Source organism: Arthrobacter sp. 01T425 (assembly GCF_056398725.1).
In genome coordinates, this window is the sequence record NZ_JBFTPY010000001.1 from 265,060 (window position 1) to 291,390 (window position 26,331).

Genomic DNA, 26,331 nt, shown 5'->3' on the forward strand with positions numbered 1-26,331 from the left:
GCTTGGGCAGCATGGAGATGATCAACGAACGGCGGAGCACCGTCGCGTCCAGCGGGGCTGAGCTTGCAGTGTTCGAGTATGGCAGGGAGCCGGGACCGGAAGTGCCGACGCTGCTGCTGGTACACGGCTATCCGGACGATCATCAGGTCTTCCTGCCGGCCATCCGTGATCTGGCCCGAAGCCACCACGTGGTCGCCTACGACACCCGGAACGCGGGCGCGTCCGCCGTCGTCGGCCTCCCCGGGGACTTCACCCTGAAGACGCTCGTGGATGACATGTTCGCCGTGCTGGCCGCCGTCGGCGCCACGGACGTCCATCTTGTGGGCCATGACTGGGGCTCGATCCAGGGCTGGGCCGCCGTCCAGGACCCCAGGGCCGCGGGCCTGATCGGCCGGTACACGTCCATCTCGGGCCCGGACCTGCGGCACTTCGCCCGCTGGGTGCGGAGCCGGTATGCACGTCCCCGGGCGTGGCCGCAGCTGGCCGGACAATTGGCCCGCAGCTGGTACATCGCCGCGTTCCTTGTGCCGAAGCTGCCGGAGGCCGCCTGGCGCCTCTTCCTCACGAAACGCTACGGGCAGATGGCCAAGCGCGACGTCGGCGATGATCCCATCCGCGGCTTGGCTCTTTACCGCGCAAATTTCTTCTCGGCGGTGAACTGGCCGGCCGGCGGCCGCGTGACGCTGCCCGTCCAGGTGGTGGTGCCGCTGAAGGATTCCTTCCTGTCGCCGGGCCTCGTGGACGGACTGGATTCCTGGGTGGATGACCTCACGGTGATCCGGGTGGACAGCGGCCACTGGTGGCCGGCATCCCGGCCGGCGGAGTTCGCGGAGCTGCTGCGGCAGCCGCAGCCGACGACGCCGATAACACCGTAGGACGGCGCCATGGCCCGGGCAAACCGGCGGGATCGGGAATCCCGGAGCGGGACGTTCAGCAACGGGATGGAATACCTGACGTGGGGCCGGGGCCCGAAGACGCTCTTGTTCGTCCAGGGCGGACCGGGGAGCTTCGTGCCCCAGGGGGTGCTGCGCGGACTGTTCCGGCGGGAGTTTGCCGCCTATCAGGAGGCCGGGTACGCCATCTGGATTGTCACCCGCCGGCGGAACATGCCGGCGTCGCACACCAGCGCCGACATGGCGGACGACTACGCCCAGCTGATCGCCGAGGAGTTCGGCGGCCGGGTCGGCCTGGTGGTGGCCGAGTCATTCGGCGGGATGATCGGGCAGTACCTGGCCGCCCGCCATCCCGAGTCCTTCGGGCACATCGCGATGGTGGTCACGGCGGCCGAACTGAGCGCGTGGGGCAAAGACGTGGACGAGCGGATGGCCGCCGCCGTCGCTGCCGGAGACCCAGGCCGCGCCGGGACGGTCCTGGCCGAGTACCTCTTACCGGGGCCGCGGACCCGCTGGCTGCGGGAACTGCTGGGACCTGTCGTCGGCCGGCGCGTACTGGACCCCTCCGGATGCCCCGCCGCGGACGTCCTGACGGAGGCGCGGGCCGAGTTCGCGTTCGATGCGCGGGCGGTACTGCCGCTCATTCGTCCGCCCGTCCTGCTGCTCTGCGGCGGCCGGGACGCGTTCTTCCCGAGGACGGTTGCGGAGGAGACCGCGCAATTGATTCCAGACTGCACCCTGATCGTCTACGAGCGATGGGGCCATATCCGGGCAGGATCGAGCCGGCGGGTGCCGCGCGATGTCCTGGCCTTCGTCCGGACCCGATGACGGCAGGCGGGGCCCATGGAAGGCTGCCGGGCAGCTACCCGGCGTCCAGGAGCAGAGACATGAAGACGCTGTTGGGGTCGGCTTCGTAGCCGGCAAACGGCGGGCAGTCCGTGAAGCCGTGCCTCTCGTACAGCCGCCGCGCGGGGGCGAAGAACTCCTGGCTCCCCGTCTCCAGGAACAAGCGTTCGTAGCCGCTGTGCCGGGCCTCGGCCAGGAGGTGGCGGAGCAGCGCCGACGCAACGCCGCGCCCGCGGGCTGCATTCGCGGTGCGCATTGACTTGATCTCGGCGTCGCCGGGAGCCAGGTGTTTCAGCGCCGCGCAGCCCAGGAGCCGGGAGTCCTGCCGGGCGGTCCAGAAGCTGATGCCGGGTCCGGCCAGGGCGGCAGGATCAAGGGCGTGGACGCTTTCCGGCGGGGAGGTCGCGTACATGTCGGCGAGGTGTTCGCCCAGGAGCCGCAGGACGTCCTCGCGTTCCGGGGTGTCGCGCCCAATCCGGACCGTGCCGCCCTCGGCGCCTGCCACCTGGGTCAGCGGGGCCGGCGGGCGGCGTGTTCCCGCGCCAGCACCGCGTAGGAGTCATCCGGCGTGCCCGGGGTGAAGCTGCCGTATTTGCGTTCGACGGCGGTCCGGATCAGGAAATCCGCGAGAGCCGGGTTCTTGGGCAGCAGCGAGCCGTGCAGGTAGCTCGCCACGATGTTGCGGTAGCGGGCTCCCTCCTGGCCGTCCGTGCTGTTGTTGCCGGTACCTTTGGCCGTCGTCCCGAGCGGTTCGACGCCCGGTCCCAGTGTGGTCTGGCCGCTGTGGTTTTCGTAGCCGAGGATGTTGCCGAATTCGGGGGAGGAGACCGTGACGTTGCCGATCAGGCGCTCGTCGGTGCCGTGGGTTTCCACGTCCAGGATGCCGATGCCCGGAAGGACCGACCCGAGCCGGGTCTTGAAGAATTTCCCGAAGAGCTGGTACAGCCCGCAGATCACGAGCATCGGGGTGCCCTCGTCGGCCATCTGCTTCAGGGTGGACTCGCGCGAGAGGAGGTCGTCCTGGATGACGAGCTGTCCGCTGTCCTGTCCGCCGCCACCGACAATCAGGTCCACATCTGCCGGGAACGGGTCACCAACGTTGTACTCGAGCAGTTCCGGCGTGTAGCCGTGCCAGCGCAGGCGCTGCGCGAGGACCAGGGCGTTGCCCCAGTCGCCGTAAATGTTCATGTCCCGCGGGTAGAGCTGCAGGACCCGGATGGTTCCCTTGCTGGGGGCCGCGGAATCTTCGGGCGGAAGTTCGTGCCCGAAGGACAGCTCGTGCGGGGTTTCGGGGGATTCGGGGGACGCGGGGGTCATGAGACCACCTCCACTGTGGTGATTTTGGACAGCTCGCGGCGGATGGCCAGCATGGCCGTGTAGGTGCAGAAGATCCTCTTCGGCTTGCCCTCGCCGCCGCGGATGAACGCTGCCAGTGCCGGCGCAATGTCCGTGTCGACGGCGCCGATCGCGACGTCGTCGTACTGCAGCCGCAGCGCCATGTCATACGCGCGGGAGCCCGTGAGCTGGTCCACGCCGCCGTCGCGGAGCGTGTCGAATTCGACGTCCCACAGCCAGGACATGTCCCGGCCGTCGGCGTAGTTGTCGTTGATCGCGATCATCGTGGCGTACCCGGCGGCGGGGAACGATTTGAGGCCGAGCCGGAAACCGCTGGGGTTCTTGACCAGGACCAGTTCCAGCGGCAGGCCATCGACCACGAGGCTTTCGCCGCGGCCGAACGCCGGCGCCACCTTGGACAGCGCCGTGAGCAGGCCGGCCTGGTCGGTCCCGGTGCCGCGGGCGCCGGAGACGCCGCGGGCCAGGGTCAGCGCGGCGGCGGCATTGAAGATGTTGTAGACGCCGCGCAGTTTCATCCCCGTGGTGACCGTCGCGCCGTCGTACTCGAAATCGGCGTCGTCGGCGCCCACGCGGCGCAACACGACGTCGGCGGCGGGCCGGGCGGGGGCGGCCGGCACCGGGCTGCCCGGGGCGGCGCGCATGTCGTCGTCGTTGGGGAAGGTGCTCAGCAGCGAATCGTCGAGCCCGAAGTAGAGCACCTCCGGCCCGTCCAGGGTCTGGGCGATCCGGGCGACGCGCGGGTCTTCCCGGTTCAGGACCACGGTCCCGGTGGTCTTGGACGCGATGTGCTGGAGCAGTTCGGCGGTCTTGTCGATCTCGCCGAACCGGTCCAGCTGGTCGCGGAGGACATTGAGCAGGAGGCTGTACTGCGGCGGGACCTTGTTGACGAAGTGGACGGCATGCGCCTCATCCAGTTCCAGGACCGCGACGTCGGCATCGAGCCGGCCCCGCCAGTCGACCTCGCCCAGGAGGGCCGCGGCCACGCCGCGGGTGAAGTTGCTGCCGGTGCGGTTGGTGAAGACTTTCAGTCCCTGGCTTTCGAGCAGTTCCACGACCATCTTGGTGGTGGTGGTCTTCCCGTTCGTGCCACTGACGACGGCGACCCCCAGCGGCAGCGTGGACAGCGTCCGCCGCATGAAATCGGGGTCGATTTTTTCGACCACAAGCCCGGGGAGGGCCGAGCCTCCGCCCCTGAGCCGGGAGACCCGGCGGACGAACTTGCCGAGCGGAACGCTGAAGTAAAGCATGCTCTGTAATATATCCCAGCAGCGGCATGGAACCCGGACGCCCGGTGCCGTTGCATGCGTCTTCCATGCGTGCCGTGCAGGCGCAGAGCATTATGCTGTGGGGATGACCACCCCCTCTTTTTCCCCTGAATCCCGCGTGGGAACGGGGCTCCGGATCGGCGTCCTGGCGCTGCAGGGCGATTTCCGGGAGCATCTGCATGCCGTGGAAGCCGCCGGCGCCGCCGGCGTCGGGATCCGGCGTCCCGCCGAACTCGACGGCCTGGACGGGCTCATCATCCCCGGCGGCGAATCGACCACGATCGACAAGCTCTCCCGGATCTTCGGGCTCCGGGATCCGCTGCGCGAACGCATCCAGGCCGGCCTGCCCGTTTACGGCTCGTGCGCCGGGATGATCCTGCTGGCGGACGAGATCGCGGACCCGGCGAAGGACCTGGCCGGAAACCCGCAGCAGACGTTCGGCGGACTCGACATCACCGTGCGCCGCAACGCCTTCGGCCGGCAGCGCGAGTCCTTCGAGACGGACCTGGACTTCATGGGGTTAGGGTTCAGCGCCGCGGGCGGGGCAGTGGCCCCGGTCCACGCCGTCTTTATCCGCGGGCCCTGGGTGGAGCGCGTCGGCGACGGCGTCGAAGTCCTTGCTCAGGTGGAACCGTCCAAAGCCGGCCACCCCGAATCCCTGGACGGGACGGCTAGAATTGTTGCAGTGCGTTCCGGCAAGCTGCTGGCCACCTCCTTCCACCCGGAAGTGACGGGGGAGAAGCGCGTGCATGAACTGTTTATTCGAATGATCAGAGGAGAAGCGTAAAGCATGTCAGGCCACTCCAAATGGGCGACGACCAAGCATAAGAAGGCCATCCTTGACAGCCGCCGGGCCAAGTCGTTCGCCAAGCTGATCAAGAACATCGAAGTCGCCGCGCGCATGGGCGGCCCCGACCTCTCCGGCAACCCCAGCCTGGAACTGGCCGTCACCAAGGCGAAAAAGACGTCGGTGCCCGCTGACAATATCGACCGCGCCATCAAGCGCGGCGCCGGGCTCACCGGCGAGGTCGTCGATTACACCGAAATCATGTACGAGTGCCGCGGCCCGCAGGGTTCCGCGCTGCTGATCGAGTGCCTCACGGACAACAAGAACCGTGCCGCCTCCGAGGTCCGGCTCGCCATCTCCCGCAACGGCGGCACGATCGCCGATCCCGGCTCCGTCAGCTACCTCTTCTCCCGCAAGGGCGTCGTCTCGCTGCCGAAGAACGGCCTGGCCGAGGACGACGTCCTGATGGCCGTGCTGGATGCCGGGGCCGAGGAAGTCAAGGACAACGGCGACAGCTTCGAGATCCACTCCGAGCCGACCGACCTCCAGGCCATCCGCGATGCCCTCACGGAAGCCGGCATTGAGTACGACACCGACGAGGCCGAGTTTGTGCCGTCCATGCAGGTGCCGCTGGACCTTGATGCCGCCAAGAAGTTCATGAAGCTGGTGGACGCCCTGGAAGAGCTCGACGACGTCCAGAACGTGTACAGCAACGCCGACCTCAGCGACGAAGTGCAGGCCGCACTGGAAGCCGAGTGACCCGCTCACCCAAACGTGACTTTTGGGGCCCGGTCTTGACGGCCCAACCGTGACGCTGCGCGTGTTGGGGGTCGACCCGGGCCTCACCCGTTGCGGGATCGGCGTTGTCGACGTCGAGCGGAACCGGCGGGCCACTTTGGTGGCCTTCGGCGTTGTGGGCACCTCACCCGAGGAGAGCCTGGACCAGCGGCTGCTGGTCATCGCCACGTCCATCGACGAGTGGCTGGACCGCTACGAACCCCAGGTCCTCGCCGTGGAGCGGGTCTTTTCCCAGCTCAACGTCAGCACGGTCATGGGGGTGGCGCAGGCCTCCGGTGTGGTCATTGCGGCCGCCGCGCGCCGTGGCATCCCGGTGGCTCTGCACACCCCGTCCGAGGTCAAGGCAGCCGTGACGGGAAGCGGGACCTCGAACAAGGATGCGGTCACCAAGCTGGTGACCAAGATCCTCCGGCTGGACGCGCCTCCGCGCCCTGCCGACGCCGCCGACGCCCTAGCGTTGGCCATCACCCACGCTTGGCGGGCCGGCAGCGGGGCCGCCGTAGCCACGACTGGGCCGGGCAGCCAGTCCCTCACTCCGGCGCAGCGGGCGTGGGCGGACGCGGAGGCAAAAGCGCGCCGTGCGCGCTGAATGTCCGGCTGTGACGCCGCGGGGCTTGGTAGGGTATTCGTAGATATGTTCGGATAGCCGGCGTGCCCGGCTGTACGTTCTTTCATCACCCAGTTGTAGACGCCAGTTAGACCAGGAGCCCGGCCTTGATCAGTTTTCTTCGTGGAACCGTTGCGCATGTTGGCCTGTCCTCCGCCGTGATCGACCTCAACGGCGCCGGCATGAGCGTCAACGCCACACCGCAGACCCTCAGCGGCCTCCGGGTGGGTGAGGAGGGAAAGCTATTCACGTCCCTGATCGTGCGGGAAGACTCGCTGACCCTGTTCGGCTTCGCCAGCGATGACGAACGCGAGGTGTTTGATGTGCTCCTCAGCGTCAGCGGAGTCGGTCCCCGCCTCGCACTGGCGGTGCTGGCCGTCCACGAGCCCGAAGCCATCCGGGTGGCCGCCCACTCCGGCGACGGCAAGGCCTTCACGAAGGTCCCCGGCATCGGACCGAAGGTGGCCGGCCGGATCGTGCTCGAACTAGCCGGCAAGCTTGTGCCGCACGGCACCGCCGGCGCGCCTGTCGCGGCCGTGTCCGCCGAATCCGTCTGGAAGCCGCAGGTGGTGGCCGCGATGACCAGCCTGGGCTGGTCCGAAAAGGATGCCACGGCCAGCATCGACAAGTCCCTTGCCGATTCCCCGGACCTCGCGGCGAACGGCAATGTGGCGGAGATTCTCCGCGCGACGCTGCGCTGGCTGGGCCAGGACGGCGCCCGCGCCGGGAACCGGGTAGGCGCGCGTGGCTGAGCCGTCGATCGTCGCCGGGGGAGAGGAACCGGAGGAGCGGGTCATCGAAGCCGCCCTGCGGCCCAAGAACCTGCACGACTTCGTGGGCCAGCACCGGGTCCGCAAGCAGCTCTCCCTCGTGTTGGAGGCCTCGCGCATGCGTGGGCGCAGCGCGGACCACGTGCTGCTCTCGGGCCCTCCCGGCCTGGGCAAGACCACACTGTCCATGATCATCGCCGCCGAAATGAACGTTCCGCTGCGGATCAGCAGCGGCCCGGCCATCCAACACGCGGGCGACCTTGCGGCCATCCTGTCCTCACTCTCTGAGGGCGAGGTCCTGTTCCTGGATGAAATCCACCGCATGTCCCGGCCGGCCGAGGAAATGCTGTACATGGCGATGGAAGATTTCCGCGTCGATATCGTCGTCGGCAAGGGCGCCGGCGCCACGGCCATTCCGCTGGAGCTGCCGCCCTTCACGCTCGTCGGCGCCACCACGCGGGCCGGCCTCCTTCCCGGCCCGCTGCGGGACCGGTTCGGTTTCACCGGCCACCTCGAGTTTTACTCCGTCGAGGAGCTGGAACTGGTCCTGCGCCGCTCCGCCGGCCTGCTGGACCTGAAGGTCAACTCCGCCGGATTCAGCGAGATTGCCGGCCGGTCCCGGGGCACGCCGCGCATCGCCAACCGGCTCCTGCGCCGGGTCCGGGACTGGGCGCTTGTGCACGGCATCGAGCAAATCGACGCGCGGGCGGCCTCCGCGGCCCTGGACATGTATGAGGTGGACAAGCGGGGCCTGGACCGGCTGGACCGTGCCGTTCTCGAGGCCCTCATCACCAAGTTCGGCGGCGGCCCGGTAGGCCTGTCCACGCTCGCGATCGCCGTCGGCGAGGAAACGGAGACCGTGGAAACGGTCGCCGAGCCCTATCTGGTGCGCGAAGGACTCCTGGGCCGGACGCCGCGCGGCCGGATAGCCCTGGCGCCGGCATGGACGCACCTGGGCTTCGCCATTCCGGCCGGCGCCTTCGGCCAGGACCCGCTGGAACTGTTCCAGGCCGACGAGCCGGGCGAGAGCCCGATCGGCGGGTCCGGTGGGGATCTCGGCGAAGAAACCGATCCTCAGTGGATCCGAAACAGCCGCTAGCACCGTTCTTTCAGCTTTTCCCTTTAGACTGGTATGACGCTCGGCACGTCCGGGTTTTGTTTCCGTGGGCGGAGAGCAGGTAGCCGCCGGCGGTCTGGGGGACGGTCTCGCGGCCAGTTTGCTGCGCAGACCCCTGCCCGCGCCGTCAGGAGCAAACGGACGTTGCTGAAAAACAGCTATGCAAGTACAGAACGGAACTTTCCCCTTGGATCTAATGACAATTCTCCTGTTCGTGATGCTTGGCGTGTTCGTCTTCATGATGTTCCGCCGCAACAAGAAAACGCAGCAGCAGCAGGCGCAGCTCCAGTCGAAGTTCGGCCCGGGCGTCGAGGTCATGACGAGTTTCGGGCTGTTCGGCCGGATCGTCGACATTGACGAAGCGGAGAACAAGGTCACGCTTGAGCTTTCCCCGGGCAACACGGCCACGGTGCACCGCCAGGCCGTCACCAAAATTGTGGAGCCGGTTGTCGCCGCCGAGGAGCCCACGGTCGTTCCCGACGACGCGTCCTCGCTGACCACCGAGAAGCTGGGTGCTGAGGGGACCGACGCCAGCGCCCCCGTCCACGACGCGCCGCGCACCGAAACGCCCGAGGAAACCCTGCGCCGCCTCAACGACGAAGGCAAAAAAGACAGCTAGTCTGCCTACCTGAGCTATCCCGCGAAGCAACGGTTGCGGGCATCCGTCGGCGGGGCCCAGAGCCCGCGCCGGCGGATCCGCCGTAAATAATAGAAAGATCGACAATGGCACGAACTGGCCCCAAAAACTCAGCCATCAGGATGCTGGTCTGGCTTGGCGTAATCATCGCCGCCATGACGGCTGTCCTGGCGGGCGGCACGATGGCCGGCCAGGCGGGCTGGGCTCCAAAGCTCGCACTGGACCTTGAAGGTGGCACCCAGATGATCCTGGCGCCCAAGGTTGAGGGCGGTTCGGGTATCACCGAAGACCAGCTCAACCAGGCCGTGGCGATCATTCGCCAGCGCGTGGACGGCTCGGGCGTCGCGGAAGCGGAAATCAGCACGCAGTCCGGCCGCAACGTCGTCGTCAGCCTCCCGGGAACCCCTGCCAAGGAAACCCGTGCGCTGATCCAGGCTTCCGCCGACATGAACTTCCGCCCGGTCATCCAGACCGGCCCCGGCGCAGCGGTCCCCGCCGCCTCCAGGACCCCGGATGCCCAGCTGCCGAAGCCGACAGCCGCGCCCGCCAACAGCAGCGACGAGAACTGGATTACCCCCGAGGTCTACAAGCAGTTCGAGGCCCTCGACTGCGACAACCCCTCCCAGGACAAGCAGCAGCGCTCCGACCCGACCAAGCCGCTGGTGACCTGCGAGCCGGCCTCGGCCAAGTCGCCGGCCATCAAGTACATCCTCGGTCCGGTGGAGGTGAAGGGCTCGAACATCAAGTCCTCCTCGTTCCAGCTGCAGCGCGGCGCCCAGGGTGCCGTGACCAATGAATGGGCCGTCAACATCCAGTTCGATGACGCGGGCACCACCAAGTTCAAGGAAATCACCGAGCGCCTGTACCAGTTCTACGCCGCCGGCGGCGGCCAGACCGGCTCGGATCCGAAATCCCAGTTCGCAATCGTCCTGGACGACCAGGTCATCTCCGCCCCGCGCTCCCTCGCCGTCATCACCGACGGCCGGCCGCAGATCACCGGCGGATTCACCGAGGAGTCGGCCAAGGCCCTCTCCGACCAGCTCCGCTTCGGTGCCCTGCCGATCAGCTTCGAAATCCAGAGCGAACAGCAGATCTCGGCAACCCTCGGCGGTGAGCAGCTCCGCATGGGTATGCTCGCCGGCGTGATCGGCCTCCTGTTGGTGTTTGTCTACTCGCTGTTCCAGTACCGGGCCCTTGGCCTCGTGACCGTGGCATCCCTCGTGATCGCCGGGGTGCTGACGTTCCTGGCCATCGCCATCCTCGGCTGGACCGAAAACTACCGGCTTTCGCTCGCCGGCGTCGCGGGCCTGATCGTGGCCATCGGCCAGACAGCCGACTCGTTCATCGTCTACTTCGAACGCATCCGCGATGAGCTCCGCGAAGGCCGCGGCCTGGTCTCGGCCGTCGAAAACGGCTGGAAGCGGGCCAAGCGCACCATCCTCGCGTCCAAGGCCGTGAACCTTCTCGCCGCCGTCGTGCTGTTCTTCGTGGCAGTGGGCAACGTCCGCGGCTTCGCGTTCACCCTCGGCCTCACCGCGATCGCCGACCTCATCGTCGTCTTCATGTTCACCCACCCCACCCTGCAGCTGCTGGCGCGGACCAAGTTCTTCGGCGAAGGCCACCGGTTCTCGGGCCTGGACCCGAAGCGCCTCGGCGCCGTCCCGCTGTACCGCGGTGCCGGCCGGGTCCGTACCCCGGAGGACAAGCCCGTGGCAGTGGTGCGCGCGAAGAACACCGGCGCCGCCGCCGAGGCAGAACGCCGGATGACCATTGCAGAACGCCGCCTCGCCGAAAAGCAGGATCAGGCACAACAGGCACAGCTCGCCGGTACCTCCAAGAGCGCGTCCAAGGAGGGCAAGTAAATGGTCAACTTCTCAACATTCGGCAATGAGCTGTACACGGGCAAGCGCTCGTATGACTTCGTCGGCTACAGGAAGCTGTGGTTCCTGATTGCCGGGATCGCCGTCGCCCTCTCCATCCTGATCCCGGTCGCCAAGGGTGGGTTCAACCTCGGCATCGAGTTCCGCGGCGGCTCCGAGTTCACGGTCTCCAACGTCACGACCACCGAGGCCTCCCTCGGCGAGAAGGCCGTCAAGGACGTCGTGTCGGGATCCGTGCCGCGCGTGGCTAACGTCGCGGGTACCACCATGCGCATCCAGACGGACAAGCTCTCCGACGACGAGACGCTGCAGATTAAGGAAGGCCTCACCAAGGCCTACGGCGTGACCGATAACGAAGTCACCTCGACCTTCGTCGGCCCCACCTGGGGTGCGGACGTCACGAAGCAGGCGCTGATGGGCCTGGCAATCTTTGTGGGCCTGGCCGCCGTCCTGATGGCGCTCTACTTCCGGACCTGGAAGATGTCGCTCTCGGCACTTGTCGGCATGGCCGTCACGATGTTCGTGACCGCCGGTGTTTACGGCCTCAGCGACTTCGAAGTAACGCCGTCGGCCATCATCGGCTTCCTCACGGTGCTCAGCTACTCGCTGTACGACACCGTGGTGGTGTTCGACAAGATCCGGGAGAACACCTCGGACATGCAGGCCTCCACCCGGCGGACCTTCGCCGAAGAGGTCAACCTCGCCATCAACCAGACCCTGGTCCGGTCCATCAACACCATGGTGGTGGCCATCCTGCCGGTCGGTGCGATCCTCTTCATCGGGGCCGGGCTGCTCGGTGCCGGAACGCTGCGGGACCTGTCCCTGGCGCTGTTCGTGGGCATCCTGGTGGGCACTGCCGCCACGATCTTCATCGCGGCTCCGCTTTACGCCGCGCTGCGGCAGGGCGAACCCGACCTGGTCAAGCAGGCCAAACGGGTGGAACAGAGGCGTGCTGACGCGGCAGCCAAGGCCGAGTCGCCGGCGTCGCCCGCCACGGCCTGAACCGTCCCCAGCGGCCACAAACGGGCCGGAGACCGTCGTTTTCGACGGCCTCCGGCCCGTCGCCGTATCCCCGCCGGTTATCGAAGTATCCTGCTGCGGGAATACACTTGAATAATTAACCGGTCGCGAGAGGTGCTCCATTGGAAGAACGTTCGACGCCGGTGCCGGAGGCACCTGCGGACAAGGGCCAAGGCCAGGGTTCACAGACTGGCCTGGTGGTTCCCGGACGCCCCGATGTTCCCGTGCCGGTGGACAACTCCGGTGCCCGGCCCACTTTTCCCGGCCGGCGCGAGCGCACGAGGTCCCGCCTTGCCCGGCTGACGGGCCGTGGCACTCCGGCCTACTCGCCGATTTTGGAGCCGTTGCTGCGCACTGTGCGCGCCAACAACCCCAAAGAGGATTTCGATCTCATCCAGCGTGCCTTCGTGGTCGCCGAGCGCTGCCACCGGGGCCAGAAGCGCAAGAGCGGCGACCCGTACATCACCCACCCCGTCGCGGTGGCCACCATCCTCGCCGAACTCGGCCTCAGCGGCACCACGCTGGCCGCGGCCCTGCTGCACGACACCGTCGAAGACACGTCCTACACCCTCGCCGACCTCAAGACCGAGTTCGGTCCGGAAGTGGCCATGCTGGTGGACGGCGTCACGAAGCTGGACAAGGTCAGCTTCGGTGAGGCGGCCCAGTCCGAGACCGTGCGCAAGATGGTCGTCGCGATGGCCAAGGACATCCGCGTCCTGATGATCAAACTCGCCGACCGGCTCCACAATGCCCGCACGTGGCGTTTTGTCTCGGCTGAGTCCTCGGCCCGCAAGGCCCGGGAAACGCTGGAAATCTTCGCGCCGCTGGCCCACCGGCTTGGCATGAATACCATCAAGTGGGAGCTGGAGGATCTGTCCTTCGCTGCCCTCTACCCCAAGGTGTACGAGGAAATCGTGCGCATGGTGGGGGACCGGACCCCGGAACGCGAAAAGAACCTGGCGGTCATCCGCAACCAGATCACCGAGGACCTCAGGGCCGCGAAGATCAAGGCCACGATCACCGGGCGGCCAAAGCACTACTACTCGATCTATCAGAAGATGATCGTCCGCGACAAAGACTTCGACGACATCAACGACCTCATGGGCGTGCGCGTCCTGGTCGATTCTGTCCGGGACTGTTACGCGGCCCTGGGCGCGATGCACTCGCGCTGGAACCCCCTGCCCGGGCGGTTCAAGGACTACATCGCGATGCCCAAGTTCAACATGTACCAGTCGCTGCACACCACGGTGATCGGTCCCGGCGGCAAGCCGGTGGAAATCCAGATCCGCACCCACGAGATGCACCGGCGGGCCGAGTACGGCGTCGCCGCGCACTGGAAGTACAAGGACCAGCCGAACCGGACGGCGGCCGGCCCCGGCAGCCCGCGCGACGGCGACATGGGCTGGCTGCGTTCCCTCGTGGACTGGCAGCAGGAAACGTCGGACCCCGGCGAATTCCTTGACTCCCTGCGCTTTGAAATCAACGCCCGGGAAGTGTTCGTCTTCACCCCCAAGGGCGAGGTCATGGCACTCCCCGCCGGGTCCACGCCCGTCGACTTCGCGTACGCCGTGCACACCGAGGTGGGCCACCGGACTATCGGCGCACGCGTCAACGGCAAGCTCGTTCCGCTCAACAGCGAACTGAACCACGGCGACTGGGTCGAGATCTTCACCTCGAAGGCCGAAGGCGCCGGCCCCAGCCAGGACTGGCAGCACTTCGTCAAGAGTGCCCGGGCCCGGAACAAGATCAGGCAATGGTTCAGCAAGGAACGCCGCGAGGAAGCGATTGACCGCGGCAAGGACCTCCTGACCAAAGCGATGCGGAAGCAAAACCTTCCACTGCAGCGGCTCATGACCCACGACGCCCTCGCTGCGATCGCAGAGGACTTCAAATACGCTGACATCTCCGGGCTCTACGCCGGCGTGGGCGACGGCCATACCTCCGCCCAGTCCGTGATGGAACGCCTGGTGGAGAGCCTGGGCGGGAATGAGCACCCGGACGATGCCCTCACCGAGGTCTCCATCCCCACCCAGGTCAGCAAGGCCCGGTTCTCCGATTCCGGCGTCGTTGTCCGCGGCGTGGACGACGTCTGGGTCAAGCTCGCCCGGTGCTGCACGCCGGTCCCGCCGGATCCGATCCTGGGCTTCGTCACCCGTGGCTCCGGGGTCTCCGTGCACCGGACCGACTGCACCAACGTGAGCGGCCTGATGGACCAGCCGGACAGGATCGTGGAGGTGGACTGGGCCCCCACACAGTCCAGCGTGTTCCTGGTGGAGATCCAGGTCGAGGCGCTGGACCGCAAATCGTTGCTCTCCGACGTCACCCGGGTGCTCTCGGAAAACCACGTCAACATCCTGGCGGCGAGCGTGCACACGTCCACGGACCGGGTGGCAATCTCCAAGTTTGCCTTCGAGATGGGCGACCCGAAGTACCTTAGCCACGTGCTCAGCGCGGTCCGCAGGATCGACGGCGTCTTCGACGTGTACCGCACCACCGGAAACCGCCGCCGCAGCTGACCCGGCAGTTCAGGCCTCGGTCCAGGCTTACTGGACGGGATCTTCTGGCGCCTCCGGCTCTGCCGCGAGGGCGGCGAGCTTCGCCAGGGCCGCCCGCTTATGCGGAACGCGCGGACTCGCCTCCACGGCGAGCCTGAGCAGCCGCAGGCGGACGCCCAGCTCGGCACGAGCCAACAGCGCCCTGAGGGCCGGCACGGCCCGCTCCGCGTCCACGTGCATCGCCACGTCCACCGCCGTGCGCAGCGGGCTGGACACCATCAGGCCTCCCATGCTCACGACGTCGAACGGCCCCAGCCGAACTTCGTGGAAGGTGCAGCCGCGCACGGACCGCAGACTGGAAATCCGCCGGTTGGCGTCAACCAGCAGCGCCAGGCGGTCCGGTTCCGTGGCACACCCATAGATCCATGCCGCGGTCATCCGGCCAGCCACGACCCGCTGCCGGATCGCCGGCGCCACCACCAGGGCCGCGGCCCGCGCGCGAAGCTGGGGACTGGCATGGGATCCGGGCGGCAGGTAGCCGCGCTGATACAGCTGCGTCAGCACGCCGTCGGCGGCCATGGCCTGCAGCTCCGGCCAGGAGAACAGCGCGCCGGGGGAGTAGAGCTCGCAGTGTTCCGGCCCCGGACCTGGACTTGGAGTCCCCGGCACCGGAGCTCCCGGCACCAGGGCGTGCCGGCCCGGATCCGGCGGAGCGGTGGGAGCGCGGGGCATGATTACCATTCCGCCATCGTTCCCGGTTCCCCGGACATAGAACAGGCCCCGTACCGGTCATGTGGATAACCGAAACGGGGCCTGGACTGACCTGCTGGTGTACTTCGTACTGGGGTGCCGTGTGCCTAGGAGAGTTCGCTCGCTGAGCGCTCGAGCTGCTCCAGCCAGGCCTGGCGTGCCTCGAGGGCTTCCCGGGCGGCCCTGATCTTGCGCTCGTCGCCGGCCTTCTCCGCCTTGGCCAGATCTTCCTTGAGGCCGGCAATAGCGGCCTCCAGCTGGGTGAGGGCGCTGTTGGTGCGCGCCTTCGTCTCCGGGTTGGAACGCTTCCAGTTTTCGTCCTCGGCGTGGCGGACAGCGTCCTCCACCTTCCGCAGACCGGCTTCGATGCGGCCCATGTCGGCGCGCGGCACCTTGCCGGCCTCTTCCCAGCGGTCCCGGATGGACTGCAGCGACTTCTTGGCTGCCGCGAGATCCTTGATCGGCAGGAGCTCGTTGGCTTCCACCAGGAGCGCTTCCTTTACCACCAGGTTCGCACCGTACTCCTGGTCGATCTCGTCGTTGGCTGCCTGGCGGTTGGTGAAGAAGACGTCCTGGGCGGCGCGGAAGCGGGCCCACAGCGCGTCGTCGTCCTTGCGGCTGGCGCGGGGTGAGGCTTTCCACTCATCCATCAGGCGGCGGTACTCGCCGGCGGCAAAACCCCAGTCGGTCGAGGAGGAAAGGGCCTCGGCCTCGGTGATCAGCTTCTCCTTTGCGGCCTTGGCCGCCGAGTTGTTGCTGTCCAGCTGGGAGAAGTACGCGCGGCGGTGCCGGTCAAACACCGTGCGGGCGGCGCGGAACCGCTTCCACAGTGCGTCCTCGTTGCTGCGGCCGAGCCGGACGCCGCTCTTCTGGGCGGTCTTCCAGCTCTCGAAGAGTTCGTTCATCCGCGCGCTGGAGGTCTTCCACTGGATCTGCGCGGGATCGTGGCCGGCAATTTCCTCGGCCTCGGCCACGATGGCCTCGCGGGCGGCAAGCTCAGCGGCGCGGACAGCGTCGTGCTCGGCCTTCTCAGCCTTTTCCAGCTCGCCGATCTGTGTCACCAGAGCGTCCAGCCGGGCCTCGGCGGAGCGGATGTCGCCCACCATGTTCCGCTCGGCGAGCTGCTCGCGCAGGTGCGTGACGGTCTTCTGCATGTCCGCGGTGGGCGCCTTGGAGCTCACCCGCTGTTCCAGCAGGACGATCTGGGCCACGACGTCCTCGAACTTCCGGGCGAAGTAGCCCAGGGCCTCGTCCTCGCTGACACCCGGGTACTGGCCTACGGGGTATTCCGTGCCGTCAACGGTCAGGAAGACGTGGCCGTCCCCTTCAACACGGCCCCAGCGGGCCGCTTCGGCCAGTGAAGCTGCGGAGGACACGGCCGCCGGGGCCGGAGCCGGTGCGGCCGCGGACGGCTTGGCCTTCGGCCGGCCGGCAAACGCTGCCGGGCTCGGCGCGGGACGCGCGGCCGGCGCGGGACCCGGCGTCGGAACCGGGGCGGCGGTGGCTTCAGCTTGGTCAACAGGCTCGGCCGTCTCCGCGGGCTCGGCAGGTTCTGCCGGAACGGGCGGCACAGTGGGCTCGGCAGGTTCTGCCGGAACGGTGGGCACAGTGGCCTCGGGTGCCTCGGCGGGTTCCTCGCTGGTCGCGGCTGGGGCCTCGGGTGCCGCAGTCTCGCCGTCGGAGTCTACGGCAGCGCCTGCACTCTCGGCGGGGGTCGCCTCGGTTTCGGTTTCGTTGGCAGCTGCTGTTGCCAATGTTTCGTCGGATTTCTGACTGTCTGTCACCGCTAGAAGTCTTTCGCTTGGAGGGAAATACCGGGACCAGGGCCTTGGGGGCCGCGGCTGGTTACTTCAGTGAGAACGAGTCTATCGTGACTGGTTCCGCAGGTGCGCCGTCGGTGGCGTTGTCGCCGGGCTTCAGTCCGGCAGCGGCAATACCGCCCACCACGTCGAGTCCAGAGGTCACCTTGCCCACCACCGTATAGCCCCCGGCGGCATCCGCTGGAATGACGGTGTCCTTGTACACAATGAAGAATTGGGTGCCGTTACCGTTGGCGTTCCCGCCGGTCCGGGCCACTGCGATGGTTCCGGCGGGGTACTTGTTGTCCGTCGGGGTGTTTTCCAGCGGGCCCCAGCTGTAGCTCGGGTCGCTGCTGCCGTCACCTGCCTTGGAACCGCACTGGAGTACGCCGAAGTTCTCCGCCGTGGTCAGCCGGTGGCAGCTGACGCCGTCGTAGAACTTTTGGTCGGCAAGGGATTTGAAGACCGCCGCGGCCTGGGGGGCCTTCGTGCCGTCGAGTTCGACGCCGAGCGTGCCGCGGTTCAGCTTGAGCTCGCCCGTGAACGTCTTGCCCGCGGCAGTCTCCGGCTTGGGGATGTTCGCGCCGTTCGTCGGGGCCGCTGTGGGTGAGGCGGATGCCGACGGGCTGTTCAGTCCCTCCTGCGCGGCCGCGAATTCCTCTTCGGTCGGGTTTGAGGCGAAGGCGGTCAGCTGAAGCACCAAGGCCAGGCCAATTGCGGCCGTGCCGGCGCTGATGGCGAAGACGTTGTCGCGCTTGCGGCGCTTGTCCTGGTCCCGGCGCAGGCCGCGCCTGGCCTCCATCTGCTGGACGCGCCGCTTCGCCTCGCGTGCGCTGCGTGAACTGGCCGCCAAAGGTCCTCCTGGTTGTATGGCCGCCACCATGACGGGGCCGTAGGCGCCGTCACGGTGGCAGTAGCAAGCTGCCGGCAGTCCCGCCGGGTCCGGCTCCGTTGGAAGAAGCGGGCGCCGAACGCATAAACTGACTGCCGCACACAGTTTATGCACGACTGGCCGGTCTGCCGCTTATCTTCGTTACGTTTCGACAGAGAGAATGCCGCCTGACGCCCGCGCCCGAAGATACTGCACTAGCAACGAGATACCGCAGTGGTAACCAGAGGAGAAATTTCACCATGGCACGCACAGCCTCCCTGTCAGGATTCCCCGAGTGGCTTCCCGAGGAGCGGCTGGTGGAACTCCATGTGCTGGACACGCTGCGCCGGACCTTCGAGCTCCATGGTTTCTCCTCGATCGAGACCCGCGCCGTGGAGACGGTGGGCCAGTTGCTGCGCAAGGGGGAAATCGATAAAGAGGTCTATGGCCTGAGCCGGCTCCAGGACGATGAGGACTCCGCGGCCAAGGTTGACCCGCATGCCCTTGCCCTGCACTTCGACCTCACCGTGCCCTTCGCCCGGTATGTCGTGGAAAACGCCGGCTACCTGGCGTTCCCGTTCCGCCGTTACCAGATCCAGAAGGTCTGGCGCGGCGAACGTCCCCAGGAGGGACGGGCCCGCGAGTTCACCCAGGCGGACATCGACGTCGTCGGCGACGGCGAACTGCCGTTCCGGTACGACGTTGAAATCGCGCTGGTGATTGCCGAGGCGCTCAACGCGCTGCCCATCCCCGACTTCCTGCTGCGGATCAACAACCGCAAGCTGGCCGAGGGCTTCTACACCGGGATCGGCCTCACGGACACCGCGGGCGTCCTGCGCAGCATCGACAAACTCGAGAAGGTCGGCCCGGCGAAGGTGGCCGAGTTGCTCAAGGTGGAACTCGGCGCCACTGACGATCAGGCGCAGGCTGCCCTGAAGCTCGCGGGCATCCGCACCACGGACACGTCTTTTGTGGAGCAGGTCCGGGCGCTGGGCGTCACCAACGAGCTGTTGGAGGAAGGCCTGAACGAGCTGGAGCAGGTCATTGCGGCCGCCGTCCAGCACGCGCCGGGACGGGTCGTCGCCGATCTCAGCATCGCCCGCGGCCTCGATTACTACACCGGCACCGTGGTGGAAACCGTCCTGGTGGGGCACGAGCAGCTGGGCTCGATCTGCTCCGGCGGCCGCTACGACGCCCTGGCGAGCAAGGGCAACCGCAAGTTCCCCGGCGTCGGCCTCTCGATCGGCGTGACCCGGCTGGTGTCGCGGATCCTGAGCCAGGACCTGGCCAAAGCCACCCGCTCCGTGCCGACCGCCGTGCTGGTGACGCTCAACAACGACGACAGCTGGGCCGCCGCACAGGATGTCGCCGCGCAGCTGCGCAGCCGGGGCATCGCCACGGAGGTCGCCGCGAAGGCCGAGAAATTCGGCAAGCAGATCAAGTTCGCCGACCGTCGCGGCATTCCGTTTGTCTGGTTCACTGACGACGACGGCAAGCACCAGGTCAAAGACATCCGCACGGGCGAGCAGTACGACGCCGACCCGGACTCGTGGACGCCCTCCGAGGAGGACCTGCACGTGCGCGTAATCGCCGCGGGCTAGGACTTCCGGGCGGGCCCGTTAGTGTCCCGCGTCCTGCGTACCAGCAGGACGAGGAACCGCCCGGCCACCCCTGCCGCCAGCACCGCCGCCATGAACAGCACGGAGGCCGGCGGCAGGGTGACGGCCAGGACCAGGCAGCCGAGGAAGCCCAGCACATTGAGCCAGCGCGGCGCATGCCAGGGGCGGCCGGCCAGCGTGAAAGCCGCGGCGTTGGTCACGGCGTAATAGACCAGCACGCCGAAGCTGGAGAATCCGACCACGGTCATCACGTCGGTGCTCAGCAGCAGGACCACGACGGCGGCCGCGACGGCCAGTTCCGCGGTTAACGGGACGGTGCGGGCGCGGCCCACCCTGGCCAGCGGGGCGGGCAGGTCCCGTTCCCGCGCCATCGCCAACGTGGTCCGGCCGACCCCGGTGATCAGGGCCAGCAGCGCGCCGAGGCAGGCCGCCGCCGCTCCGGCCTGGACGAACGGGACGCCGGCGCCGAGGCGCGAGACCGCCACCGCGTCCAGCAGCGGCGCCGTCGAACCCGCCAGCTGCTGCGGGGGCAGGTGCCACTGCAGCAGCGCGGCCAGGCCAAGGTAGATCACGAAGGCCCCGGCCAGTGCGGCCAGGATGGCCCGCGGGATGGTACGGGCGGGATCCTTGACCTCCTCGCCGAGGGTGGCGATCCGCGCATAACCCGCGAAGGCGAAGAACATCAGCCCCGCCGCGGGAAGGACGCCCCCGCCGCCGGAGGGCGGCGCGGGATAGGCCGGCGCCGCCGACACCGCGGGGGCGCCCGCCGGGTGCGGACCGAGCAGGGAGGCCACGGCGACGAAGACGAGAGTGGCCAACACGACGGCCAGCAGGATCCTGGTCAGCAGTGCGGTCCGCGTGATGCCGAGCAGATTAACTCCGGTGAGGACGACGACGCCGGCGACCGCCAGCGGCGTGGCATAGGCCGGCGCCACGTAGTGCCCGAACGTCAGCGCCATCGCCGCGCAGGACGCCGTCTTACCCGTAATGAAACCCCAGCCCGCAATGAAGCCCGGCCACTGGCCGAGCTGCCGGCGCCCGTACACGTAAGTTCCCCCGCTGTCGGGGTACCTCGCCGCCAACTGCGCCGACGCGACGGCATTGCAGTAGGCGATGACGCCGGCCACGGCCACGGCAAGTGTCAGCAGCGGCCCGGCCAGGGCTGCGGCGGGGGAGAACACGACGAACACGCCGGCGCCCAGCATCGAACCCAGGCCGATTGCCGTGGAATCGAACACGCCGAGGCGGCGCTGCAGCCGCTGGGGTGGCCGCTGCGGACCAGGCCGGCCGCCGGGCTGATCGCGGTGCTGACCGAGGGGCTGGTCACCGGGCTGGGTTCCGTTGCGCCGGGTTGCCATGGCAAAAGGGGCCTTTCCAACGGGTAAACTCGAACGGGATCGTTCCCGTAGCGATCATATTAGAACGTCATTGTTTTGTTATCGCTTTTGATTTTCCCTCTGTCTTCTTCAGAAAGGCGTGCTGTGCTGCGCACACATGACCTCGGATCACTTCGCTCCGAGCACATTGGACAAACCGTAACCCTCGCCGGCTGGGTCGGCCGGCGTCGTGACCACGGTGGTGTCGCATTCGTTGACCTGCGCGACGCGTCCGGCGTCGCCCAGGTTGTGGTCCGTGAAGAAGAGGTCTTCCACGGACTGCGCAACGAGTATGTGCTGCAGATCGTCGGCACCGTCTCCCAGCGTCCCGACGGCAACGAGAACCCGGCGCTTCCCACCGGCGAGATCGAGGTCATGGCCGAGAAGGTCACGATCCTCAACACCTCGGATCCGCTGCCGTTCCAGATCGACGAACACGTTGAAGTGGGCGAGGAAGCACGCCTGAAGCACCGCTACCTGGATCTGCGCCGCCCCGGCCCCGCCCGTAACCTGCGCCTGCGTTCGGAAGCCAACCGGGTGGCCCGCGAACTGCTCCACCAGGACGGCTACGTGGAGATCGAAACCCCCACGCTGACCCGTTCGACGCCGGAAGGCGCCCGCGACTTTGTGGTTCCCGCCCGCCTGGCGCCGGGTTCCTGGTACGCGCTGCCGCAGTCCCCGCAGCTGTTCAAGCAGCTCCTTCAGGTGGGCGGCTTCGAAAAGTACTACCAGATCGCCCGTTGCTACCGCGATGAAGACTTCCGCGCGGACCGCCAGCCGGAATTCACCCAGCTGGACATCGAGGCCAGCTTCGTGGAGCAGGACGACATCATCCGTCTGGGCGAGAACATCGTCAAGGCCCTGTGGAAGCTGATCGACGTTGAGATCCCGACGCCGATCCAGCGCATCACCTACCACGACGCCATGGCCCGCTACGGCTCGGACAAGCCGGACCTGCGCTTCGGCCAGGAACTCACCGAGCTGACCGAATTCTTCAAGGACACCAACTTTGGTGTCTTCAAGGCGCCCTACGTCGGCGCCGTCGTCATGCCCGGCGGCGCCTCCCAGGCCCGTCGGGCCCTCGACGCCTGGCAGGAGTGGGCCAAGCAGCGCGGCGCCAAGGGCCTGGCGTACGTCCTATACAAGGAGGATGGCGAACTCGCCGGTCCCGTCGCCAAGAACCTCACAGAGACCGAGCGGGCGGGCCTCGCCGACGCTGTCGGCGCCAAGCCCGGTGACTGCATCTTCTTCGCAGCCGGCGAGAAGACCCCGTCCCGCGCGCTCCTCGGCGCTGCCCGCGTCGAGATCGGCCACCGCACCGGGCTCATCAACCCTGCTGACTGGGCCTTCTGCTGGGTCGTGGACGCGCCGATGTTCGAGCCGGCCGCCGCTGCGGTCGCCTCCGGCGACGTCGCCGTCGGCGCAGGCAAGTGGACCGCCGTCCACCACGCGTTCACCTCGCCCAAGCCCGAGTTCATGGACTCCTTCGACGCCGATCCCGAATCGGCGCTGTCCTACGCCTACGACATCGTCTGCAACGGCAACGAAATTGGCGGCGGCTCGATCCGTATCCACGAGCGCGACGTCCAGGAACGCGTCTTCGAGCTCATGGGCCTGGACAAGGAAGACGCCCAGACCAAGTTCGGCTTCCTGCTGGAGGGCTTCAAGTTCGGAGCCCCTCCGCACGGCGGCATCGCCTTCGGCTGGGACCGCGTGGTTGCCCTGTTGGCCGGTGTGGAGTCCATCCGCGACGTCATCGCGTTCCCGAAGTCCGGCGGCGGCTTCGACCCGCTGACCCAGGCTCCCGCTCCCATCACGGCGCAGCAGCGCAAGGAAGCCGGCGTCGACTTCAAGCCGCAGCCCAAGAAGCCTGAGGACGGCAGGGACTAGCCTGCGAGCTTCAGCGGCAGGGGCTCCCCGGGCAACCGGGGAGTCCCTGCCGTCTGTCATTAGTTGCCCGCATTCGTCCCGGACGGAGTAGCCCGATGAACCTGGACCCGCGCCCCGGGATGATTCCTGGATCCATCCCCGGGCTGGAGACGCTGATGGATGCAGCGTGGCCTGCCGCGGAGCGCGAGGAATCCGGCGGGTGGGTGCTGCGGGCGGCGTCAGGGGTGACCCAGCGGGCGAACTCGGTCTGGCCGAGGGATCCCGGCGAGGATCCGCACCGGCAGCTCGCCGCAGTCCGTGACGCGCGGCTTTGGTACCGCAGCCGGCGGCTTCCGCTCATCTTCCAAATTTTTGACGGCCCACGCCACGCGGCGCTCAACGCGGTGCTCGACGCCGAAGGGTTCACCCGGCAGTCCGAAACCTTGGTGCTGGTCCATGTTCCCGGTGCTGAGTCCGGCGTGGAGTCCGGCGTCGGGCCCGGCGCCCCCGAACCTGCCGTGGAAATTTCGGCCGGGCCGTCGGCGGAATGGCTGGAGCTGTGGTGGAGCGTCGACGGCCGCGGGGGAGCGGACGAGCTCGCCGTGGCCCGCGGCATTCTCGAAGGGTGCCCCTCGCTGTACGCTCTGGTGCGGGACGACGTCGGCGCGCCAGCCGCCGTCGCACGCCTCGCCTTGCCCAACACCGGCCCGTCCGGGCCCGGGTGGGGCGGGCTGTACTGCATGGCAACGCGTCCGGATGCACGGCGTCGGGGCTATGGCGGCCGGGTGGTCCGGGCGCTGCTGCACGAGGGCGGGGCCCGCGGCCTGGCGGGGTACTGGCTGCTGGTCATGGCCTCCAACGCAGGTGCCCGTGAGCTGTACGCGCGAACAGGGTTCCGTGAAGCCGGCCGCTACCTCTACCGTCAGGACAGGCCGAAGCGGCACCTGACCGGCTGCTAAGGATTCCGGCTCCCGCCGTTAAGGGCTCTCCGGTGTCGCGGGATGTCCCTCCGGCTAATGCTCACCCACGAGGACAGCCCGTGTCGCTATTTCTGTCGGTGCCTCCTGAGATGATCTGAGTGTGGAGAGCAGGACAGTGTTGAGCGCGGAGAGCGGTGCGGCGATAGAGGCCGTCGCCGCCTCGGTTGCCGCGCTGGCTGCCTTGGCCGGATCGGCCGCTAGCGACGATGCGCCTGCTGCCGACCCGGTGGGAGACGGCGATCCGCTGTGGCGGCGGGCGGATGCCTGTCTGGACGGGCTGGCCGAGGTCGCCCGGATGGAGGCCCGGACGGCCGCGTTGAGGGTGCGGCTGACCGCCGACTACGCGCAGGCAACCAGGTTCCTGGCGCCGCCGGCGCCGTCCCCGCGGGACCGCGCCGTCCAGGAAATGGCACTGGTGGCCGAGGTCGCCTGTGTCCTGACCGTGAGCGAACGCACCGCCGCAACCCTGCTTGCCGAATCCCGGGCCCTGATGTCGGCGCTGCCGCTGACCCTGGCCGCCCTTGAGTCCGGGGCGATCTCCTGGGCCCACGCACGGATCCTCGTGGACGAAACCAGCAGCCTGGATGCGGCCGGGGCGGCCGGGCTCGAGGCGCACTTCCTGGACCCTGCCGCGCCGAACCCGGCCCGCGGCTGCCCGGCCGGGGACCTCGTTCCGTCCCGGTTCAGGGCCAAGGCCCGCGCCTGGCGCGAACGCCACCACCCCGCCGGCATCGAGGAACGCCACACCACGAGCGCCGCGGACCGGCGGGTCGAGTACACCCCGGACCGGGACGGCATGGCCTGGCTCTCGGCCTATTTCCCGGCCGACACCGCCGCGGGGATCTGGGACCGGGCCACCGCGGCGGCCCGCGCCCTCCAGGGCCCGGACGAGCCCCGGACCCTGACCCAGCTCCGCGCCGACATCACCGCCACCTGGCTCCTCACCACCGGCACCGGCACGGGTGCTGGATCGGACGACGGCGGCACCGGTACCGGGGCGGAAGCTCGTGCGGGGGCGGGCGGGCTTGTTCCGGTCCCGCGGGCGCAGGTCCTGGTCACCGTCCCGGTCCTGTCCCTGCTCGGCGCCACCGACGAACCGGCCGTCCTGGACGGGCACGGGCCGATCCCGCCCTCGATGGCCCGCCGCCTCATCGCCGAGGGCGCCGGTTCCTTCCACCGCGTCCTGACCGACCCCCGGGACGGCGCTCCGCTGGAAATCGGACGGACCAGCTACCGGCTCACGGCGGCCCAGCGCCACTGGCTCCGGCTCCGCGACGGCCGGTGCCCGTTCCCCGGCTGCGGCAACCATTCCCTGGACAACGAGGCAGACCACCTCCTGGCCTGGGCCGACGGCGGCACCACCGGCATCTCGAACCTGGGCCAGCCCTGCCCGAAACACCACCGGCTTAAACACGCCTCCGCCTGGACACCGGACCGGGCCAGCAGGGACCACCCGCCGGGCTGGACCTCACCGTCCGGACGGCACTATCCCAGCGAACACCAGGACTGGGAACCACCCCACTGGCCCGAGGACTGGCTGCCCCACATCCAGGCCACGGACGAACCCGGCCCGGAACCCGGCCCCGACACGGGCCCGGATCGAGGCTTGCCCGCGTATCCAGGACATCGTTGCGAACCGGAACCGCTTCCGGACTGCCATCCCGGCCAGAATCCCGTTCCGGAGCCCGAAATTGAACTGCCTCCGGACCCGTTCCCGGACTGGCACCAATTCATCGCCGGGCACCCATTTGCCGACACGGAAACGGACGATCCGGGCTGGCCAGCACGCGCGGACAGTCTTTCCGCGGACGGCGGCCTGTTCCACTGTGTGTGATCTACCCCCGGTCACACTTACGTTGGCGCCCGAAGAGCAGCTGCGGCCAATCGGGCAACTGCTACGCCTGCGGATCCGTCACCAGGATCCGCACCGCGCACAGGTCCGTGGCCGCCTTCTTCAGTACCGCGGCGCGCGGATCCGGGACGTAGAGGAACGCCAGCCTCGGCCGTGCCGCGTACTGCTTCAGCACCGGTTCGGCGAGCACTTGGTCCGCAAGGGTCCGGTCGCCGCCGGGAGCCAGATACTCGATCGGGTGCTCCGCGAAAATCCGCCCGGCATGCTCCGCAACGGCCTCCACCAGCGCATCGGCCTGGTTCGCCCGGCGCCGGGCAAAGCGCTGCTGCGACCAGCCGCCCGCAGCCGTCCGGGACTGGACATGCCGTGTACCGGTCTTCGACGCGAGCACGGCGCCGCCGCTCACCACCGCCACCGAGTAACCGCCGCGGCGGACCAGTACCGCCCCGATGCCCCGCGACTGGGACGCCACGGAAGCGAGGCGGGCGACGGCGTCGCCGCCGCGCCCAGGACGGCCGTCCGCCGGCCACGGCGCCCGGAGCAGAGCCACGGCCCCGTCGGCGGCGCGCAGCTGCAGACCGTCGTCGAGCTCCTCCTCCACCAGTGCGCCGTGGCTCGCGGCGAAGCGGTCCACCCAGCCCGGCAGCCGGTCGCCGGAGACGAAGGCCACACGGGTGTCGGGGGTTGTCATGGCGCGGGTCTCCGTTATGAGGGTGTCTGGGCAAGCGGGAACTAGAAGTAGCC

Annotated in this window: 23 protein-coding genes; 15 read left to right on the forward strand and 8 right to left on the reverse strand. The window is 68.2% G+C overall.

What is annotated here, in order from left to right:
- The first annotated feature begins 11 nt into the window (after positions 1 to 11).
- Together AC1DNG_RS01290 and AC1DNG_RS01295 are read left to right on the forward strand one after the other, a co-directional pair.
- Positions 12 to 875: an alpha/beta fold hydrolase gene (locus AC1DNG_RS01290; protein ID WP_476874405.1), complete on the forward strand. Its 864-nt coding sequence runs from the start codon at positions 12 to 14 to the stop codon at positions 873 to 875.
- Positions 876 to 884: 9 nt separating this feature from the next.
- The gene (locus AC1DNG_RS01295) at positions 885 to 1,721 is read left to right on the forward strand and encodes an alpha/beta fold hydrolase (protein WP_476886454.1); all 837 of its coding nucleotides are present in this window, start codon (positions 885 to 887) and stop codon (positions 1,719 to 1,721) included.
- 34 nt (positions 1,722 to 1,755) lie between these two features.
- On the opposite strand, the gene AC1DNG_RS01300 is transcribed toward AC1DNG_RS01295, so the two are convergent.
- Genes AC1DNG_RS01300 through AC1DNG_RS01310 form a run of 3 tightly spaced genes read right to left on the reverse strand, consistent with a single transcriptional unit; the run spans position 1,756 to position 4,342 of the window.
- The gene (locus tag AC1DNG_RS01300; RefSeq protein ID WP_476871607.1) at positions 1,756 to 2,244 is read right to left on the reverse strand and encodes a GNAT family N-acetyltransferase; all 489 of its coding nucleotides are present in this window, start codon (positions 2,242 to 2,244) and stop codon (positions 1,756 to 1,758) included.
- A gap of 5 nt (positions 2,245 to 2,249) precedes the next feature.
- The gene (locus AC1DNG_RS01305; protein ID WP_476858407.1) at positions 2,250 to 3,056 is read right to left on the reverse strand and encodes a type 1 glutamine amidotransferase; all 807 of its coding nucleotides are present in this window, start codon (positions 3,054 to 3,056) and stop codon (positions 2,250 to 2,252) included.
- Complete coding sequence (locus AC1DNG_RS01310) at positions 3,053 to 4,342, reverse strand: MurT ligase domain-containing protein (RefSeq protein WP_476856805.1); 1,290 nt, start codon at positions 4,340 to 4,342, stop codon at positions 3,053 to 3,055. The genes AC1DNG_RS01305 and AC1DNG_RS01310 overlap by 4 nt, the downstream gene beginning before the upstream one ends.
- Before the next feature lie 103 nt (positions 4,343 to 4,445).
- Here AC1DNG_RS01310 and pdxT point away from each other — a divergent pair, with 103 nt between their 5' ends.
- The 9 genes from pdxT to AC1DNG_RS01355 all read left to right on the forward strand — a co-directional run bounded on the left by pdxT (position 4,446) and on the right by AC1DNG_RS01355 (position 14,492).
- Complete coding sequence (gene pdxT / locus AC1DNG_RS01315) at positions 4,446 to 5,147, forward strand: pyridoxal 5'-phosphate synthase glutaminase subunit PdxT (RefSeq protein ID WP_476856804.1); 702 nt, start codon at positions 4,446 to 4,448, stop codon at positions 5,145 to 5,147.
- 3 nt (positions 5,148 to 5,150) lie between these two features.
- Entirely contained in the window at positions 5,151 to 5,906 is a 756-nt protein-coding gene (locus tag AC1DNG_RS01320; protein WP_223916716.1) for a YebC/PmpR family DNA-binding transcriptional regulator, read from the forward strand.
- Positions 5,907 to 5,955: 49 nt separating this feature from the next.
- Positions 5,956 to 6,534 (forward strand): crossover junction endodeoxyribonuclease RuvC, encoded by a 579-nt coding sequence (gene ruvC, locus AC1DNG_RS01325; protein WP_079554348.1) that lies wholly within the window; start codon positions 5,956 to 5,958, stop codon positions 6,532 to 6,534.
- Between the two features lie 125 nt (positions 6,535 to 6,659).
- Positions 6,660 to 7,304 carry a Holliday junction branch migration protein RuvA gene (ruvA, locus tag AC1DNG_RS01330; RefSeq protein WP_018773177.1) on the forward strand — a complete coding sequence of 215 codons (645 nt, stop codon included), beginning with the start codon at positions 6,660 to 6,662 and terminating at the stop codon, positions 7,302 to 7,304.
- Positions 7,297 to 8,421, forward strand: coding sequence for a Holliday junction branch migration DNA helicase RuvB (gene ruvB / locus AC1DNG_RS01335; RefSeq protein WP_476849318.1), 1,125 nt, complete (start codon positions 7,297 to 7,299; stop codon positions 8,419 to 8,421). Before ruvA ends, ruvB begins: the two co-directional genes overlap by 8 nt.
- A 214-nt stretch (positions 8,422 to 8,635) precedes the next feature.
- Positions 8,636 to 9,058 carry a preprotein translocase subunit YajC gene (yajC, locus tag AC1DNG_RS01340; RefSeq protein ID WP_476849317.1) on the forward strand — a complete coding sequence of 141 codons (423 nt, stop codon included), beginning with the start codon at positions 8,636 to 8,638 and terminating at the stop codon, positions 9,056 to 9,058.
- Positions 9,059 to 9,162: 104 nt separating this feature from the next.
- Entirely contained in the window at positions 9,163 to 10,938 is a 1,776-nt protein-coding gene (gene secD / locus AC1DNG_RS01345) for a protein translocase subunit SecD (protein WP_476849316.1), read from the forward strand.
- The gene (gene secF, locus AC1DNG_RS01350) at positions 10,939 to 11,958 is read left to right on the forward strand and encodes a protein translocase subunit SecF (RefSeq protein WP_476886455.1); all 1,020 of its coding nucleotides are present in this window, start codon (positions 10,939 to 10,941) and stop codon (positions 11,956 to 11,958) included.
- Positions 11,959 to 12,173: 215 nt separating this feature from the next.
- Positions 12,174 to 14,492, forward strand: coding sequence for a RelA/SpoT family protein (locus AC1DNG_RS01355; RefSeq protein ID WP_476849343.1), 2,319 nt, complete (start codon positions 12,174 to 12,176; stop codon positions 14,490 to 14,492).
- Between the two features lie 27 nt (positions 14,493 to 14,519).
- On the opposite strand, the gene AC1DNG_RS01360 is transcribed toward AC1DNG_RS01355, so the two are convergent.
- The 3 genes from AC1DNG_RS01360 to AC1DNG_RS01370 all read right to left on the reverse strand — a co-directional run bounded on the left by AC1DNG_RS01360 (position 14,520) and on the right by AC1DNG_RS01370 (position 17,873).
- The gene (locus AC1DNG_RS01360) at positions 14,520 to 15,212 is read right to left on the reverse strand and encodes a hypothetical protein (protein WP_476886456.1); all 693 of its coding nucleotides are present in this window, start codon (positions 15,210 to 15,212) and stop codon (positions 14,520 to 14,522) included.
- A gap of 116 nt (positions 15,213 to 15,328) precedes the next feature.
- On the reverse strand, positions 15,329 to 17,005 hold the full coding sequence (locus tag AC1DNG_RS01365; RefSeq protein ID WP_476886457.1) for a DUF349 domain-containing protein: 1,677 nt from the start codon (positions 17,003 to 17,005) through the stop codon (positions 15,329 to 15,331).
- A gap of 61 nt (positions 17,006 to 17,066) precedes the next feature.
- Positions 17,067 to 17,873 (reverse strand): peptidylprolyl isomerase, encoded by an 807-nt coding sequence (locus AC1DNG_RS01370; protein ID WP_476886458.1) that lies wholly within the window; start codon positions 17,871 to 17,873, stop codon positions 17,067 to 17,069.
- A 278-nt stretch (positions 17,874 to 18,151) separates the two neighbouring features.
- Between AC1DNG_RS01370 and hisS the strand changes: the two genes are divergently transcribed.
- Positions 18,152 to 19,492, forward strand: a complete 1,341-nt coding sequence (gene hisS / locus AC1DNG_RS01375; RefSeq protein WP_476886459.1) for a histidine--tRNA ligase — start codon at positions 18,152 to 18,154, stop codon at positions 19,490 to 19,492.
- Here the strand turns inward: hisS and AC1DNG_RS01380 are convergent.
- The gene (locus AC1DNG_RS01380; protein WP_476886460.1) at positions 19,489 to 20,868 is read right to left on the reverse strand and encodes an APC family permease; all 1,380 of its coding nucleotides are present in this window, start codon (positions 20,866 to 20,868) and stop codon (positions 19,489 to 19,491) included. The genes hisS and AC1DNG_RS01380 overlap by 4 nt on opposite strands.
- A 123-nt stretch (positions 20,869 to 20,991) precedes the next feature.
- Between AC1DNG_RS01380 and aspS the strand changes: the two genes are divergently transcribed.
- The 3 genes from aspS to AC1DNG_RS01395 all read left to right on the forward strand — a co-directional run bounded on the left by aspS (position 20,992) and on the right by AC1DNG_RS01395 (position 25,569).
- Positions 20,992 to 22,776, forward strand: coding sequence for an aspartate--tRNA ligase (gene aspS / locus AC1DNG_RS01385; RefSeq protein ID WP_476849310.1), 1,785 nt, complete (start codon positions 20,992 to 20,994; stop codon positions 22,774 to 22,776).
- A 95-nt stretch (positions 22,777 to 22,871) separates the two neighbouring features.
- A complete protein-coding gene (locus AC1DNG_RS01390; RefSeq protein ID WP_476886461.1) occupies positions 22,872 to 23,714 on the forward strand; it encodes a GNAT family N-acetyltransferase in 843 nt (280 codons plus the stop codon).
- A gap of 121 nt (positions 23,715 to 23,835) precedes the next feature.
- Positions 23,836 to 25,569: a DUF222 domain-containing protein gene (locus AC1DNG_RS01395; RefSeq protein WP_476886462.1), complete on the forward strand. Its 1,734-nt coding sequence runs from the start codon at positions 23,836 to 23,838 to the stop codon at positions 25,567 to 25,569.
- Between the two features lie 61 nt (positions 25,570 to 25,630).
- On the opposite strand, the gene AC1DNG_RS01400 is transcribed toward AC1DNG_RS01395, so the two are convergent.
- Complete coding sequence (locus tag AC1DNG_RS01400) at positions 25,631 to 26,278, reverse strand: acVLRF1 family peptidyl-tRNA hydrolase (protein WP_476886463.1); 648 nt, start codon at positions 26,276 to 26,278, stop codon at positions 25,631 to 25,633.
- Positions 26,279 to 26,331: the final 53 nt, after the last annotated feature.

Excerpts from the sequence above, each read along its gene's own strand:
- AC1DNG_RS01320 (WP_223916716.1), top strand. The coding sequence starts at position 5,151 with ATGTCAGGCCACTCCAAATGGGCGACGACCAAGCATAAGAAGGCCATC.
- AC1DNG_RS01380 (WP_476886460.1), bottom strand. The coding sequence starts at position 20,868 with ATGGCAACCCGGCGCAACGGAACCCAGCCCGGTGACCAGCCCCTCGGT.
- pdxT (WP_476856804.1), top strand. The coding sequence starts at position 4,446 with ATGACCACCCCCTCTTTTTCCCCTGAATCCCGCGTGGGAACGGGGCTC.
- secD (WP_476849316.1), top strand. The coding sequence starts at position 9,163 with ATGGCACGAACTGGCCCCAAAAACTCAGCCATCAGGATGCTGGTCTGG.
- secF (WP_476886455.1), top strand. The coding sequence starts at position 10,939 with ATGGTCAACTTCTCAACATTCGGCAATGAGCTGTACACGGGCAAGCGC.
- AC1DNG_RS01400 (WP_476886463.1), bottom strand. The coding sequence starts at position 26,278 with ATGACAACCCCCGACACCCGTGTGGCCTTCGTCTCCGGCGACCGGCTG.
- AC1DNG_RS01310 (WP_476856805.1), bottom strand. The coding sequence starts at position 4,342 with ATGCTTTACTTCAGCGTTCCGCTCGGCAAGTTCGTCCGCCGGGTCTCC.
- AC1DNG_RS01305 (WP_476858407.1), bottom strand. The coding sequence starts at position 3,056 with ATGACCCCCGCGTCCCCCGAATCCCCCGAAACCCCGCACGAGCTGTCC.
- AC1DNG_RS01290 (WP_476874405.1), top strand. The coding sequence starts at position 12 with ATGGAGATGATCAACGAACGGCGGAGCACCGTCGCGTCCAGCGGGGCT.
- AC1DNG_RS01295 (WP_476886454.1), top strand. The coding sequence starts at position 885 with ATGGCCCGGGCAAACCGGCGGGATCGGGAATCCCGGAGCGGGACGTTC.
- hisS (WP_476886459.1), top strand. The coding sequence starts at position 18,152 with ATGGCACGCACAGCCTCCCTGTCAGGATTCCCCGAGTGGCTTCCCGAG.
- AC1DNG_RS01390 (WP_476886461.1), top strand. The coding sequence starts at position 22,872 with ATGAACCTGGACCCGCGCCCCGGGATGATTCCTGGATCCATCCCCGGG.
- yajC (WP_476849317.1), top strand. The coding sequence starts at position 8,636 with ATGACAATTCTCCTGTTCGTGATGCTTGGCGTGTTCGTCTTCATGATG.
- AC1DNG_RS01360 (WP_476886456.1), bottom strand. The coding sequence starts at position 15,212 with ATGGTAATCATGCCCCGCGCTCCCACCGCTCCGCCGGATCCGGGCCGG.